This is a genomic window from Pectobacterium aroidearum (assembly GCF_015689195.1).
Classification (GTDB): Bacteria; Pseudomonadota; Gammaproteobacteria; order Enterobacterales; family Enterobacteriaceae; genus Pectobacterium; species Pectobacterium aroidearum.
On sequence record NZ_CP065044.1, the window covers coordinates 2,178,522 to 2,193,473 of the forward strand.

Genomic DNA, 14,952 nt, shown 5'->3' on the forward strand with positions numbered 1-14,952 from the left:
CCAACCGTTGATGTCAAAAAGAAAGGGAAATAACAGGGAGTAGGAGAGAGACGAAATAAAAGACTGGCTAGACGAGAATAATTGGCGCAGCGTGGCGTAAAGCAAAAACAAAAAACGCGGGAAGGGTTTTTCAACGTCGCTGGTGGCTGCTCGTAAGGTGCTGTTGAGCACACAATAAAAAAGACAGAGCCGAGGCTCTGTCTTTTTCTGCAATACGAACGATTAACTCGTTACGTTATGCTGGGGTAACTTAGAACTGGTAGATTACACCGACGTTCACGACATCGCCGTTTTCTTGACCGAATGATTTAGTCTGGTCTTTATCAAGCAGGTTGATATCGTATTCAACATAGGTAGAGAAATTCTTGTTGAATGCGTAAGTACCACCGACGCTTGCGTATTTAACAGAGTAGTCGTTTGCAACGTTATCAACTTTGTCCTTACGAGATACGTAAGCGATAGTTGGAGTCAAACCAAAATCAAAGTTGTACTGTGCAACCACTTCAAAGATTTTGCTTTCGTCAGCCAAACCATTAGCTAAGCTAGAAGAGCCAGTATTGAAGAAGTTACGGGCTTCACCGTAAGTTGCAGCAACGTAGATGTTGTTTGCATCATATTTCAGACCAGTTGCCCATACGTCAGCACGGTCACCTTTAGCGCTGCTTGAAACACGCTGATTTTCTGTACGTTCATAGGTACCGTAAGATGCAACCACACCTACACCAAAGTCAGTGTCATAGGACAGAGACGTTGCCCATGCATCACCATGGTTGCGTTCGATATTTTTGTTAGGGTTAGTAGTTGAAGCTAGGTTAACAGTAGAAGATGAATCATCTTTAGCAATGTATTGCAGGCCAAAACCTAAACCATCAACCAGACCGAAGAAGTTGGTAGTATTAAAGGTTGCTGCATTGCCGATACGGCCAGTTAGAGTATCAGTAACGCTGCTATCGCCGCCGTTTTCTGGCAGGACGTCAGTATAAGCCAAACCGTTGTACGCAACACCAGTGTTACGGCCATAGTCGAAAGAACCGAAGTCAGCAAATTTCAGACCAGCAAATGCTTTACGGGTTTTCCCAGCGCTGCCATTGTTATCTTCAGCCTTGTTAGCATCGAACTGGTATTCAAAAGTGCCGTAGCCAGTCAGGTCGCTGGCGATCTGAGTCTGGCCTTTAAAGCCCAGACGTGCGTTGGTGTTGTCTTCATTGTCTGTGCTTTGGTTATTGAACGTATAACCAGCGTGTACACGACCAGTCAGATCCAGCTTGTTCGCATCTTTATTATAGATTTCAGCAGCGTTGGCTGCGCCTGCGACTAACAGAGCTGGGATTACTACTGCAAGAATGTTGCGTTTCATCATTATTACCCTCATTGGTGTTATTTAGACACCTGCCACTGCCATAAATAATTCTTTACGGAACTATTCCTGAAAGTTTGGTGTCTTCCTGTGTCTGAACGCAGTTTTCCATTCACTCGCTAGTTAATCCACCCTAAAGATGCTACAAACTTCGTAATCGAGTAACAAATGGAAATTATGTGTGTCTAAATGTAAATATCAGGGAACTTTGTGAGACATAACAAAAATTAAAAAAAAAGAGCCGGGAAACCCGACTCTTCTTTTCTACATATTTGTTTTACTTATATTAAATTTTTATTTAGAAACTAGCGTTCCTCGGTGTGCGTGGGAAAGGAATCACATCGCGCACATTTTGTACACCGGTAACATAAGCAATCAGGCGCTCAAAACCTAAACCGAAACCGGAATGTGGAATGGTGCCGTAACGACGTAAATCACGATACCACCAGTAGTCTTCTTTATTCAGTCCCATCTCTTCCAGACGGCTATCCAACTCTGCCAGACGCTCTTCACGCTGAGATCCACCGATGATTTCACCGATTCCCGGCGCCAGAACATCCATCGCGGCAACAGTCTTACCGTCGTCATTCATACGCATGTAGAAGGCTTTGATGTCTTTCGGGTAGTTTTTAACGACAACCGGTGCTTTGAAGTGTTGCTCCGCCAGATAACGCTCATGTTCGGAGGAGAGGTCAACGCCCCAATAAACCGGATTTTCGAATTGCTTCCCGCAGTTCAGAAGGATCTCGACGGCATCGGTGTAATCCACCTGGGCGAAATCGGAGCTGACGAATTTTTCCAGTCGCGTGATGGCTTCTTTATCTACGCGTTCTGCAAAAAACGCCATATCATCGGCACGCTCGTTCAGCACGGCCTGGAAAACATATTTCAGCAGGTTTTCGGCCAGACCCGCGACGTCATCCAATGTGGCAAACGCAACTTCCGGTTCGATCATCCAAAACTCAGCCAGATGGCGGCTGGTGTTAGAGTTTTCAGCACGGAACGTGGGGCCAAAGGTATACACATTGGACAGTGCACAGGCGTAGGTTTCGCCATTCAACTGACCAGATACGGTCAGGAACGCTTCTTTACCGAAGAAGTCTTCGCTGAAATCCACTTTGCCCTGTTCGGTACGCGGCAGGTTTTCCAGATCGAGGGTAGAAACGCGGAACATTTCACCCGCACCTTCGGTATCAGATGCGGTAATCAGCGGAGTAGATACCCAGAAGTAGCCGTTCTCGTGGAAGAAACGGTGAATGGCCTGCGCCAGCGTATGACGAACGCGCGCAACGGCACCGATCAGGTTGGTGCGCGGACGCAGGTGGGCGACTTCACGCAGGTATTCGATGCTGTGACGCTTTGCCGCCATCGGATAAGTATCGGGGTCGTCAACCCAGCCGACGACGTTGACGTTGGTGGCTTGCAGCTCGAAGCTCTGGCCTTCACCCGGAGAAGCGACGACGTTACCGGTGATTTCTACGGAGCAACCAGTGGTCAGACGCAGTACGTCATCCTGATAATTGGAGAGATTATTATTAACGACAGCCTGTAACGGATTAAAGCAGGAGCCGTCATAAACGGCGATAAAGGAGATACCGGCTTTAGAATCTCTCCGGGTACGTACCCAGCCGCGCACGGTGACTTCGCTGTCAACGGCGACACGGCCTTGCAGTACATCGACTACAGGCACTACGCTCATAAAATTCTCTCTTTAATTAATCGTGTTTAAGAAATATATCGTGTTTGAAACGCCAAATGGCCCAATCCGAGCCATTTGCTATGTTACTTGCGATGCAACAGGACACAAGCAGAAATCACCGGAATGGCGCGAAGTTTTCGCGTATTACAGTGAATCTGCTGCAAAGTTGGTCAAATACCCGTCATACTTCAAGTTGCATGTGCGTTGGCTACGTTCACTCACCCGAATCACTTACTTAAGTAAGCTCATCGGGATTCCCTCTCTTGCCGCCTTCCTGAAACTCGAATTATTTAGGGTATACGGGAAAGCTTAACTGGCCTTTTTCACGCGGGGTAAGTCAAACGCTTTGCGTAACTCACACACAAAGTTCTGATCCTGACAGATGGTTTTACCTGGGCTATCGGAGAGCTTTGCCACCGGCTTGCCGTTGCATTCCACCAGTTTGATGACGATATTCAGCGGTTTCACGCCGGGGATATCACACGTCAGTCGCGTGCCGATGCCAAACACCAGATTCACGCGCTGCCCAAAGTGACGGTACAGCGCTAGCGCTTTATCCAGATTCAGATTGTCGGAGAAGACCAGCGTTTTACTCATCGGATCGATATTCAGGCGCTGATAGTGCGCAATGGCTTTCTCTCCCCAATCGACCGGATCGCCGGAATCGTGGCGCAGCCCCTGATAGGCCTCCGCGAACGGTAAATCGAAATCGCGCAGGAAGGCATCCATGGTGATGCAGTCGGTCAATGCGATACCTAAATGCGAGGGATATTCACGCAGCCACATTTGCAGTGCAGCACGTTGGCTGTTGGCCAACGTTGGACTGATTTGCTGGTGAGCCTGAAACCACTCGTGCGCCTGTGTGCCGACTGGCGTGATATCCAAACGGCGCGCCAGATCGTAATTGCTGGTGCCGATAAGGTAAGGGAAGTCAGTTTGCAGCGCCGTCACAATCGTCTGCTGGACATCACGAGAGAAACGGCGGCGTGTGCCGAAGTCCATTAGCTTGAACTGGCTAAGATCCACATCTGCGCTGTGCTGGCGGAAGCTTTCCAGTGAGGCTGACAATTGAACGAGCGCTTGTTCAGCCGTAACGTTGGGCGAACGATGCCGATGCACGACTTCACTGATCACTGCCAACAGAGGGACTTCCCACAAAATCACTTCACGCCACGGTCCGGTGATACGGATATCCAGCTTGCCCGCATTATTCTTGATCGAAACCTGCTGCGGATTGAAACGAAAGCCCCGCAGCCAGTGTAGATAATCCGGCTTGAAGAATGGCAGAGAAGAAAGATAGGTGAACTCATCGTCATTGAGTGACAAGAAACGCATCAGATCGACCTGATGGGCTATTTCGTCGGCGTAAACGCCTAATAACTCATCACCGCGACAGCGAAATTCAGCCGCAACGTCAACATCATAATAGTGATGATACACCGCCTGTTGCATATGCAGTTTGTAGGCATCGGTATCCAGCAATGAGTGTAGAATCGGGGAAGTGTGCAAAGTCATAATGCGTTACAGCATCCTCGTAAGATGCATATCCACCATCGGGACAATCAGCAATGTCCGGTCAGTATACCTTGATTATTTGCTTATTACATTACGACAACATAGCGAGACGTGCGGGAGCGAACCACGGTGCGATGATTATCCTCATTATTTTGTCGTGGTAACATTAAGATAACAGGCTTAGACTTGATCTTTGATGCTTATGACGAGGTGGAAACTTTATATGAATCAACAGCCGCAAATAAAATATCGCCATGACTACCGTGCACCGGATTACACCATTACCGACATTGCACTGGATTTCGATCTCCATGCCGAGAAAACTCGGGTAAAAGCCGTTAGTCAGGTGGTGTTGCAGGGGGACGCTGGCGTGCCGTTGAAGCTGGATGGTGAAGGGTTAACGTTGATTAGCCTGAGCGTTGATGGACAGCCGTGGACACATTATCAGCAGCAGGACGATGGCCTGATTCTGACGCAATTGCCCGCGCGTTTTACGCTCAGCATCGAAACGGACATCAATCCTGCCGCTAATAGCGCGCTGGAAGGGTTATACCTCTCTGGCGAAGCGCTCTGTACACAGTGTGAGGCCGAAGGTTTCCGCCACATTACCTACTATCTCGACCGCCCGGATGTGCTGGCAAAATTCACCACGCGCATCACGGCGGATAAAGCACGCTATCCTTATTTACTCTCTAACGGCAACCGTATCGCGCAAGGCGATCTGGAAGGCGGTCGCCATTGGATTGAATGGCAGGATCCGTTCCCGAAACCGGCTTATCTGTTCGCGTTGGTTGCCGGCGATTTTGATGTGCTTCAGGATCGCTTCACGACACGTTCTGGCCGTGATGTTGCGCTGGAGTTGTATGTTGACCGTGGCAACCTCGATCGCGCTGGCTGGGCGATGACCTCGTTGCAAAATGCGATGAAGTGGGACGAAGAGCGTTTCGGTCTGGAATACGATCTCGACATTTATATGATCGTCGCCGTTGATTTCTTCAATATGGGGGCGATGGAGAATAAAGGGCTGAACGTATTCAACTCTAAATACGTGCTGGCCAAAGCTGAAACCGCGACGGATAAAGATTATCTGAACATTGAAGCGGTGATCGGCCATGAATATTTCCACAACTGGACGGGTAACCGCGTCACTTGCCGCGACTGGTTCCAGCTTAGCCTGAAAGAAGGGCTGACGGTGTTCCGCGATCAGGAATTCAGCTCCGACCTGGGGTCGCGCCCGGTGAACCGTATCGATAACGTACGTGTGATGCGCGGTGCGCAGTTTGCCGAAGATGCCAGCCCGATGTCCCATCCGATTCGTCCCGATCAGGTGATCGAGATGAATAACTTCTATACGCTGACGGTCTATGAAAAGGGATCGGAAGTGATCCGTATGATGCACACCTTATTAGGTGAAGAAGGTTTCCAGGCCGGCATTCGTCTGTATTTTGAACGTCACGATGGCAGCGCGGCGACCTGTGATGATTTCGTGCAGGCGATGGAGGACGCTTCCGGTGTCGATCTTACCCAGTTCCGTCGTTGGTATAGCCAGTCTGGCACGCCGGTGCTGACCGTGCGTGATGATTACGATCCGCAGACACAACAATATCTGCTGAGCGTGAGCCAGACTACGCCAGTCGGTGCCGACAAACAACCCAAACTGCCACTGCACATTCCGCTGGATATCGAACTGTACGATCCGCAAGGGCAGGTGATTCCGTTACAGAAAGACGGCCAACTGCTGGCGTCGGTACTCAATGTGACCGAATCCGAACAGACGTTCATTTTCGATCAGGTACCTTGCCGCCCGATTCCTTCTTTATTACGTGAATTTTCTGCGCCGGTAAAACTGAACTATGCCTGGAGCGATGAACAACTGACGTTCCTGATGCGTCATGCGAGCAATGCGTTCTCTCGTTGGGATGCGGCACAGAGCCTGTTGGCCAACTATATCCGTCTGAACGTTTCACGCTATCAGCAGAAACAGCCGCTTTCCGTGCCGATGCATGTTGTCGATGCTTTCCGTGGCGTGTTGCTGGATGACAAACTGGATCCGATGCTGGCTTCTCAGATTCTGACATTGCCGAGCGAAAACGAGATTGCTGAGCTGTTTGATATCATCGATCCGACGGCGATCGCTGCCGTACGTGACAGCATGACGCATACGATGGCGAAAGAGATGGCGGATGAGTGGCTGGCGGTATACCACGCGAATCAGGCGCCACAGTATCGCATCGAACACGCGGATATGGGTAAACGTGCGCTGCGCAACGTCTGCCTGCATTATCTGGCATTCAGCGATGAGGCGCAGGCGGATAAACTGGTGCAGGCGCAGTTCCGTCAGGCGGATAACATGACAGATTCGCTGGCGGCGCTGTCGGCGGCAGTTGAAGCGCAGTTGCCAGTGCGTGATGAGCTGCTGACGCAGTTTGATAACCGCTGGCATCAGGATGGTTTGGTCATGGATAAATGGTTTGTGCTGCAAGCCACCAGCCCGGCAGCCGATGTACTGACCCGCGTGCGTGAACTGCTGCAACACCGTTCATTCAGTCTGAACAACCCTAACCGCCTGCGTTCGCTGGTGGGGGCGTTTGCGGCCGCTAATCCATCGGCTTTCCATGCCGAAGACGGTAGCGGCTATCGTTTCCTGACGGAAATTCTGAGCGATCTGAACACCCGCAATCCGCAGGTCGCGGCACGGATGATCGAACCGTTGATCCGCCTGAAACGCTATGATGCTAAACGCCAAGCGCAAATGCGTCAGGCGTTGGAGCAACTGAAGACGTTGGAAAATCTGTCTGGCGATCTGTTCGAGAAGATCAGCAAGGCACTGCAAGACTAATCCTGCCACGCGATTAGCACAGCCACACGCGGTATCCTGCCGCGTGTGGCGATTATTTCCACATCACGATTTCCACGTCCCGCAAACGTTTTACTTTCCGCAAAGATGGAATTACCATCACCGCCCGTGAGTTAAACCGTAATCCACGATTGCTTACTTTCAGCGTAGGCAAGATACCTTTGCGATAGGGATCTCAGGAGACAATATGTTCTATCCCGTTATCAAAAAAGCCCTGTTTCAGCTCGATCCAGAGCGTGCGCATGAGCTGACCTTCCAACAATTACGTCGTATTACCAACACGCCTTTTGAATTTCTCGTCCGTCAATCTGTTCCAACTAAACCGGTTACCTGCATGGGGTTATCTTTTAAAAACCCACTCGGTCTGGCGGCGGGATTAGATAAAGACGGCGAATGTATTGATGCATTAGGCGCAATGGGATTTGGTTTTATTGAAGTGGGGACGGTCACGCCGCGTCCACAATCCGGTAATGATAAACCGAGATTATTCCGCGTAGTAGAAGCGGAAGGATTGATCAACCGGATGGGATTCAATAATAAGGGCGTAGATTATCTGGTCGAGAATGTAAAGAAAACACGCTTTGGCGGTGTATTAGGGATCAACATCGGTAAGAATAAAGATACGCCTGTTGAGCAAGGTAAAGACGATTATTTGATCTGTATGGATAAGGTTTATGCTCACGCTGGCTATATCGCGATCAATATTTCGTCCCCCAATACGCCGGGATTACGCAGCCTGCAATATGGTGAAGCGCTAGACGATCTTTTGCTGGCGATAAAGAACAAGCAGGCGGAATTAAAAGAGAGACATCAAAAATATGTCCCTGTGGCGGTAAAGATCGCGCCGGATCTTTCGGAAGAAGAATTGATCCAAATTGCCGATAGTTTGGTGCGTCATAACATCGACGGTGTGATTGCCACGAATACCACGCTCGACAGAAAACTGATTCAGGGATTAAACCACTGCGGGCAGACGGGAGGATTAAGTGGACGTCCGTTGCAGACAAGCAGCACGGAGATTATCCGCCGTTTGTCACAGGAATTAGCGGGGCGTTTACCGATTATTGGCGTCGGTGGAATTGATTCTTTGGTCGCCGCACGCGAAAAAATGGCGGCTGGCGCATCGCTGGTGCAGATATATTCGGGCTTTATTTTCCATGGTCCTCGTCTGATTAAAGATATCGTTACACATATTTAATCCGAAATTCCTTTCATTTTTAGCTGGGGGTTTATTTATCCCCCCAGCTAGTCTATATTTTATCCGTTTGCGTAAATAATCTATCAACTGATGTCTGATCTTCTTACCGCAGCGTTTATGACGATGACCGATTATTGCGATGTAAGAAAACACAATCAGCCATTTCTGATATTTCTACTGTGAAGACGAAGGGTAAATAATATGAAGTTAAAACCTGACGATAACTGGCGCTGGTATTTTGATACCGAACACGACCGCCTGATGTTGGATTTGGCTAATGGCATGTTATTCCGTTCTCGTTTTCCCTCTAAAATGTTAACGCCGGATGCTTTCAATGAATGTGCCTTTTGCGTTGACGACGCCGCGTTATTTTTTACGTATAACGACAAATGTCAGAAAGCGGCGCTGCATCGCGATCTTCAAGGCGAATTAGTTTTGAACGCGCTGGTGGCAACCCGATTCCTGAAACCGTTAATGCCGAAAAGCTGGCATTTCATCCAACAGCCGGATGCCGCGACCTATTCACCGCAGGCGGGTGACGTTGTACAGGTGCAACTCACTGAGACCCATGAAACGGCTTGTTTTCTGGTGGCGGAAGCGGGGGATAAAGCCTGCCTCTGCTTGCTGGCGCAAGAACAGCTGTCATTAAATGGGAAGACGATGGTGCTGGGTGATGCCATAAAAATCATGCATGACAGATTAATGCCTGCCGCTATTCAAAATAGCGCTGAGTGGGAAACCGGATTAGGCGAAGGCACATCGGCATTTGAGTATGCCAAGGTCGTCTAGGTCCTCGGCTATACCCGTCATACTTCAAGCTGCATATACGCTGGCTTTTCTTTGGCTATTGCAAATGAAGGTCACTCTGTGGAATACAGCTACAGCTAAGAATCTCGCCGTTTCCTCTGATGGCGCTTTGCTTCAGAGCAGAAACGTCTCCGCTGACTAACGTCAATTTACAGCAACCGCACAGTCCTGCCCGACAAGAGTAGGGGACTCGAATGCCCTGTTGCTCCAGCTGTTCCAGTAAAATCTGCTGATTATTCCCTTGCAACGATTTTCCCTGATAGTGAATGGTAACGGCCTGTTCGCTTTTCTCGGGAACGACAAGGCTCTCGACCACCTGACCAGAACCATAAGGGCGCGGCGGCTTGGTTGCCAGGACTTCTAGCGTATCGCCTACGCGAATAATGCCCGTATTTCTGGCGACCAGATTTTGCCCAAAATCAACGTCGCCGTTTTCGGCCGTGCGGAACGATTGCAGCGTTGCCAGCGGTTCTCCTGATGGGTGCTTACGACCACGTTCAATGCTGACGGTGGTGAAAATGCAGCGGCTACAGGGTTTGACGACGTCAAAAATAATCTCGCCAATACGAATGGTTTTCCAACTATCTTCGGCAAAAGCGTCTGCACCCGTCACCACCAGATTGGGGCGAAACTGTTCGATCTTAATGCCGGCGGAACAGCGCTGACGCAGTGCCTGAAATGACGCGTCATTGATTAACAGAAACGGATAGCCGTCGGCAAATGCCAGGGGAACGTCTGGATAATGCTTAACCCGACGGGAGGGCTCATTACCCACCCAGCGAAGCTGGACGGTGCGCTGAAAATAGTGGCTTAGCCATGTGTTGATGGCATCGGGGGCGACGAGCGCCGTAAAGTGCGTGCCCCAGACTTCCGTCGGCTGAGGTGCTGCGGTGAAATCGGCAAAACGAATGGTTGCGGTTTGACCGTCCGGTGCAGCAATAAACAGTCCGTCCGGCAGCAACGCCGGTGTAAACAGCACCATTTGTGGATACTGGCGAGCGGTAATAAATGTTCCATCAAGTTCGGTAATCATGAAAGCACGATCGTTCGCCAAACCGCTGACAGACGCCATCGCGTGGGACAGCTGTAGCCCCCGCATCGATTTTACCGGATGAATATAAAGCCGCGTTACGCCAATCACTAACCTGTTCCTTGCCAAAGTAAAACGGCAACTTTATGACAAGCGTCTGGGATTAGCTATAATGCGCCTCAATTTCTTTTTTTTTACATATTTTGGTGATAGTGACGACATGAATGCTTTGTTTGCCAGCACGGCGCGGGGACTGGAAGAGTTATTGAAAAGCGAACTCGAATCATTGGGCGCGCAGTCCTGTACGGTGGTGCAGGGTGGTGTCCATTTTGAGGGTGACAACCGCCTGCTGTACCGGAGCCTGCTGTGGAGCCGTCTGGCGTCGCGCATTCTGCTGCCGCTGAATGAATTCAAGGTACACAGCGATCTGGATTTGTATCTGGGCGTGCAGGCAATTGACTGGTCAACGGTCTTCAGCATCGATAAAACCTTTGCCGTGCATTTTACCGGCACGAATGAAGATATCCGCAACAGTCAGTACGGTGCGTTAAAAGTTAAAGATGCGATTGTTGATAGCTTCACGCGCAAAACCGGACAGCGTCCGGACGTAGCGAAACAGCAGCCGGATATTCGCGTTAACGTCTTTTTACAGCGTGACACGGCCAGCGTGTCGCTGGATTTAAGCGGCGAGGGCTTGCACCAGCGCGGTTACCGCGATCTGGCGGGGCTGGCGCCGCTAAAAGAAAACCTGGCCGCGGCGATTGTATTACGTTCCGGTTGGCAAAACGGTACGCCTCTTGTTGATCCGATGTGTGGTTCCGGTACGTTGCTGATCGAAGCGGCGATGATCGCCTCCGATCGCGCGCCCGGTTTGCATCGTACGCACTGGGGGTTTAACGCCTGGCTGAAACACGATGCTGAACTGTGGCGCGACGTGACGGCGGAAGCACAGCTGCGGGCCCGTCAAGGGTTGCAGGCAACCACGTCACGCTTCTTCGGATCGGATAATGACCGTCGGGTGATTGACATCGCCAAAGCCAATGCGCGTCGTGCAGGCGTGGCCGAACTGATTTCTTTCGGCGTCAAAGACGCGGCACAGCTACAAAACCCGCTGCCGGAAGGTCCGAAAGGGACGGTCATCAGCAACCCGCCTTACGGTGAGCGTCTGGAAAGTGAGCCTGCATTGATCGCTCTGCATAATATGCTGGGCCGTAAGATGAAAAGCGACTTTGGCGGCTGGCAGCTCTCGCTGTTCAGCGCATCGCCGGAGCTGTTGAGCTGTCTGCAACTGCGTGCTGAACGCCAATTCAAAGCGAAAAACGGTCCGCTGGACTGCGTACAGAAAAATTATCAACTGGCAGAAACGCAGAGCGAATCCGCCGGGCAAATCGCGGAAGACTTTGCCAACCGCCTGCGTAAGAACCTGCGTAAGCTGGATAAATGGGCAAAGCAGCAGGGGATTGAATGTTATCGCCTCTATGATGCCGATCTGCCTGAATATAATGTGGCGGTCGATCGCTACGGCAGTTGGGTAGTCGTACAAGAGTATGCGCCACCGAAAACTGTTGATGCCCAGAAAGCCCGTCAACGCCTGTTTGATGTGATTAATGCGACGCTGAGCGTGCTGGAATTACCGTCGAACCGCCTGGTGCTAAAAACACGTGAACGCCAGAAAGGCAAAAACCAGTATGAAAAGCTGGCGCAGAAAGGCGACTTCCTGCTGATGGAAGAGTTTGGTGCCAAGCTGTGGGTCAACCTGACCGACTACCTCGATACCGGTTTGTTCCTCGATCACCGTATCGCCCGCAAAATGCTGGGTGAGATGAGCCGTGGCAAAGATTTTCTCAACCTGTTTGCCTACACCGGCACAGCAAGTGTACACGCCGGATTGGGCGGCGCACGTTCAACGACGACCGTCGATATGTCGCGTACCTATCTGGAATGGGCGGAGAAAAACCTGCGGGTGAATGGCCTGACCGGACGTCAGCACCGTTTGATTCAAGCGGATTGTCTGTCGTGGCTGCATAACGCCAATGAACAGTTTGATGTGATCTTCATTGACCCGCCGACTTTTTCTAACTCAAAACGCATGGAAGAATCGTTTGATGTTCAGCGCGATCATCTGGCGCTGATGAAAGATCTCAAACGTCTGCTGCGTCGTGGCGGCACCATCATGTTCTCGAATAATAAACGCGGTTTCCAGATGGATAGCGCCGGCCTGACCGCGCTGGGGCTGAATGCCAAAGAAATTACCGCGCAGACCCAATCGCAAGATTTTGCTCGTAATCGTCAGATTCATAACTGCTGGCTGCTAACGCATGCTGGTGAGGAAAAGTAACCGATGTCTTTAATCAGTGTTTCAGGTGCGTGGCTGTCGTTCAGCGATGCGCCGCTGTTGGATAACACCGAACTCCATATCGAAGAGAATGAGCGCGTTTGTCTGGTTGGACGTAATGGCGCGGGCAAATCTACCCTGCTAAAAATTCTGGCCAAAGAAATCCCGCTGGATGATGGTCGTATTACCTATGAGCAGGATCTGATTGTTGCGCGTTTACAACAGGATCCTCCGCGTGATGTTGCTGGTAGCGTCTTTGATTTTGTCGCCGAAGGGGTGGCTGCGCAGGCGGGTTACCTGAAAGATTACCATGCCATGCTGCGCCTGGTAGAGAGCGACCCGAGCGAAAAGAACCTGAATCAGCTGGCTAAGTTGCAGGATGTTCTGGAGCATCAGGGCCTGTGGCAACTGGAAAGTCGCATTCACGAAGTGCTGGAACAGCTTGGTCTGTCAGCCGATGCGCCACTGGCGTCGCTTTCTGGCGGCTGGCTGCGTAAAGCTGCGCTGGGCAGAGCGTTGGTGAGTTCACCGCGAGTTCTGCTGCTGGATGAACCGACCAACCATCTGGATATTGAGACGATTGACTGGCTGGAGACGTTCCTGAAAACGTTTCAGGGCAGCATTATCTTTATTTCCCATGACCGTTCATTTATTCGCAACATGGCAACCCGCATTGTCGATCTTGACCGCGGTAAACTGGTTTCCTGGCCGGGCAACTACGATAAATATCTGGAAGGGAAAGAAGAAGCGCTGCGAGTGGAAGATCTGCAAAATGCGGAGTTCGATCGCAAGCTGGCACAGGAAGAAGTGTGGATCCGTCAGGGCATCAAAGCCCGTCGTACCCGCAACGAAGGCCGTGTACGTGCGCTGAAGGCTATGCGTCAGGAACGTGCCCAGCGCCGTGAAGTGATGGGCTCGGCGAAAATGCAGGTTGAAGAAGCCGCCCGCTCCGGCAAGATTGTGTTTGAGCTGGAAGACGTGAACTATCTGGTTGATCAGGGCCCTCAGGGCGAAAGGAAAGTCCTGGCGCGCAATTTCTCCGCTCAGGTACAGCGCGGCGACAAAATTGCGTTGGTGGGGCCGAATGGCTGCGGTAAAACCACGCTGCTAAAATTGATGCTGGGTGACCTGGAACCGATCAGCGGCCGCGTACATTGCGGGACGAAGCTGGAAGTTGCCTATTTCGATCAGCACCGTGCCGAACTCGATCCAGAACGTACGGTGATGGACAATCTGGCAGAAGGTAAACAGGAAGTGATGGTCAACGGCCGTTCACGCCATGTGTTAGGCTATTTACAGGACTTCTTGTTCCATCCCAAACGCGCGATGACGCCAGTAAAAGCGCTGTCGGGTGGGGAACGTAACCGCCTGTTGCTCGCGCGTTTGTTCCTCAAACCTAGCAACTTGTTGATTCTCGATGAACCGACCAACGATCTGGACGTGGAAACGCTGGAATTGCTGGAAGAGTTAATTGAAAGTTATCAGGGAACCGTTCTGCTGGTCAGCCACGATCGTCAGTTTGTTGATAATTCGGTTACCGAATGCTGGATCTTTGAAGGTGAAGGCAAGATTTCCCGCTTCGTCGGTGGGTATTACGATGCGCAGCAGCAGCGGGCAACGGCAACGCCATTGAGAACGACGAGTGCGCCAGCGGCAACTACGTCAGCGACGGCCGCGAGCACCGCACCGTCCGCTAAACGCAGCGCGGGGAAATTAAGTTATAACCAGCAGCGCGAATTAGATCAGTTGCCGCAACGCCTTGAGCAACTGGAACAGGACATTGCGTCGCTGCAGGCGCAGATGAATGATACGGGTTTCTTTAGCCGCCCACGCGAAGAGACGCAGCAGGTGTTAAATGCTCTGGCGGAAGCGGAAAGCGCGCTGGAAGCCTGTTTCGAACGTTGGGAAGAGTTGGAAGCACAGAAAAACGGCTAATCCACGTGATTGCATGACCCCATCAAGGCAGGCGTGATGTCTGCATTGATGGGGTTTTCAGTCATACGCTGACGAGTTTTGAAGGAGATAATGCGTGTGTTCCCATCACGATCGACATGACCCTGATCTTCAACAAAAACAGAGTCATCAACACAAGCACGATCTTCAACATGAACCTGTTCATGGGCATAGCCCTGAACACGAACATCATCACCATGA

The 14,952-nt window shown here is 51.0% G+C and carries 9 protein-coding genes; 5 read left to right on the forward strand and 4 right to left on the reverse strand.

Annotated elements, in window-relative coordinates:
- Nucleotides 1-250: 250 nt before the first annotated feature.
- From I2D83_RS09770 to pncB, 3 genes are all read right to left on the reverse strand, one after another.
- Nucleotides 251-1,360: a porin gene (locus tag I2D83_RS09770; RefSeq protein WP_277395612.1), complete on the reverse strand. Its 1,110-nt coding sequence runs from the start codon at nucleotides 1,358-1,360 to the stop codon at nucleotides 251-253.
- 295 nt (nucleotides 1,361-1,655) lie between these two features.
- On the reverse strand, nucleotides 1,656-3,056 hold the full coding sequence (gene asnS / locus I2D83_RS09775; protein ID WP_015840033.1) for an asparagine--tRNA ligase: 1,401 nt from the start codon (nucleotides 3,054-3,056) through the stop codon (nucleotides 1,656-1,658).
- 309 nt (nucleotides 3,057-3,365) lie between these two features.
- On the reverse strand, nucleotides 3,366-4,571 hold the full coding sequence (pncB, locus tag I2D83_RS09780; protein WP_181828414.1) for a nicotinate phosphoribosyltransferase: 1,206 nt from the start codon (nucleotides 4,569-4,571) through the stop codon (nucleotides 3,366-3,368).
- 223 nt (nucleotides 4,572-4,794) lie between these two features.
- On the opposite strand from pncB, the gene pepN reads away from it, so the two are divergent.
- The 3 genes from pepN (at nucleotide 4,795) to I2D83_RS09795 (ending at nucleotide 9,415) form a co-directional block, all read left to right on the forward strand.
- A complete protein-coding gene (gene pepN / locus I2D83_RS09785; protein ID WP_205948007.1) occupies nucleotides 4,795-7,410 on the forward strand; it encodes an aminopeptidase N in 2,616 nt (871 codons plus the stop codon).
- A 205-nt stretch (nucleotides 7,411-7,615) separates the two neighbouring features.
- A complete protein-coding gene (gene pyrD, locus I2D83_RS09790; protein WP_180776950.1) occupies nucleotides 7,616-8,626 on the forward strand; it encodes a quinone-dependent dihydroorotate dehydrogenase in 1,011 nt (336 codons plus the stop codon).
- Between the two features lie 201 nt (nucleotides 8,627-8,827).
- On the forward strand, nucleotides 8,828-9,415 hold the full coding sequence (locus tag I2D83_RS09795) for a cell division protein ZapC (RefSeq protein ID WP_205948008.1): 588 nt from the start codon (nucleotides 8,828-8,830) through the stop codon (nucleotides 9,413-9,415).
- Between the two features lie 55 nt (nucleotides 9,416-9,470).
- On the opposite strand, the gene I2D83_RS09800 is transcribed toward I2D83_RS09795, so the two are convergent.
- A complete protein-coding gene (locus I2D83_RS09800) occupies nucleotides 9,471-10,574 on the reverse strand; it encodes a YcbX family protein (protein ID WP_205948009.1) in 1,104 nt (367 codons plus the stop codon).
- Nucleotides 10,575-10,683: 109 nt separating this feature from the next.
- On the opposite strand from I2D83_RS09800, the gene rlmKL reads away from it, so the two are divergent.
- Complete coding sequence (gene rlmKL / locus I2D83_RS09805; RefSeq protein ID WP_205948010.1) at nucleotides 10,684-12,801, forward strand: bifunctional 23S rRNA (guanine(2069)-N(7))-methyltransferase RlmK/23S rRNA (guanine(2445)-N(2))-methyltransferase RlmL; 2,118 nt, start codon at nucleotides 10,684-10,686, stop codon at nucleotides 12,799-12,801.
- 3 nt (nucleotides 12,802-12,804) lie between these two features.
- Nucleotides 12,805-14,733, forward strand: a complete 1,929-nt coding sequence (locus I2D83_RS09810; RefSeq protein ID WP_205948011.1) for an ABC transporter ATP-binding protein — start codon at nucleotides 12,805-12,807, stop codon at nucleotides 14,731-14,733.
- Nucleotides 14,734-14,952 lie beyond the last annotated feature (219 nt).

What these genes read in the sequence shown, in the direction of transcription:
- I2D83_RS09770 (WP_277395612.1), bottom strand. Translation starts at nt 1,360, where the DNA reads ATGATGAAACGCAACATTCTTGCAGTAGTAATCCCAGCTCTGTTAGTC.
- asnS (WP_015840033.1), bottom strand. Translation starts at nt 3,056, where the DNA reads ATGAGCGTAGTGCCTGTAGTCGATGTACTGCAAGGCCGTGTCGCCGTT.
- pncB (WP_181828414.1), bottom strand. Translation starts at nt 4,571, where the DNA reads ATGACTTTGCACACTTCCCCGATTCTACACTCATTGCTGGATACCGAT.
- pepN (WP_205948007.1), top strand. Translation starts at nt 4,795, where the DNA reads ATGAATCAACAGCCGCAAATAAAATATCGCCATGACTACCGTGCACCG.
- pyrD (WP_180776950.1), top strand. Translation starts at nt 7,616, where the DNA reads ATGTTCTATCCCGTTATCAAAAAAGCCCTGTTTCAGCTCGATCCAGAG.
- I2D83_RS09795 (WP_205948008.1), top strand. Translation starts at nt 8,828, where the DNA reads ATGAAGTTAAAACCTGACGATAACTGGCGCTGGTATTTTGATACCGAA.
- rlmKL (WP_205948010.1), top strand. Translation starts at nt 10,684, where the DNA reads ATGAATGCTTTGTTTGCCAGCACGGCGCGGGGACTGGAAGAGTTATTG.
- I2D83_RS09810 (WP_205948011.1), top strand. Translation starts at nt 12,805, where the DNA reads ATGTCTTTAATCAGTGTTTCAGGTGCGTGGCTGTCGTTCAGCGATGCG.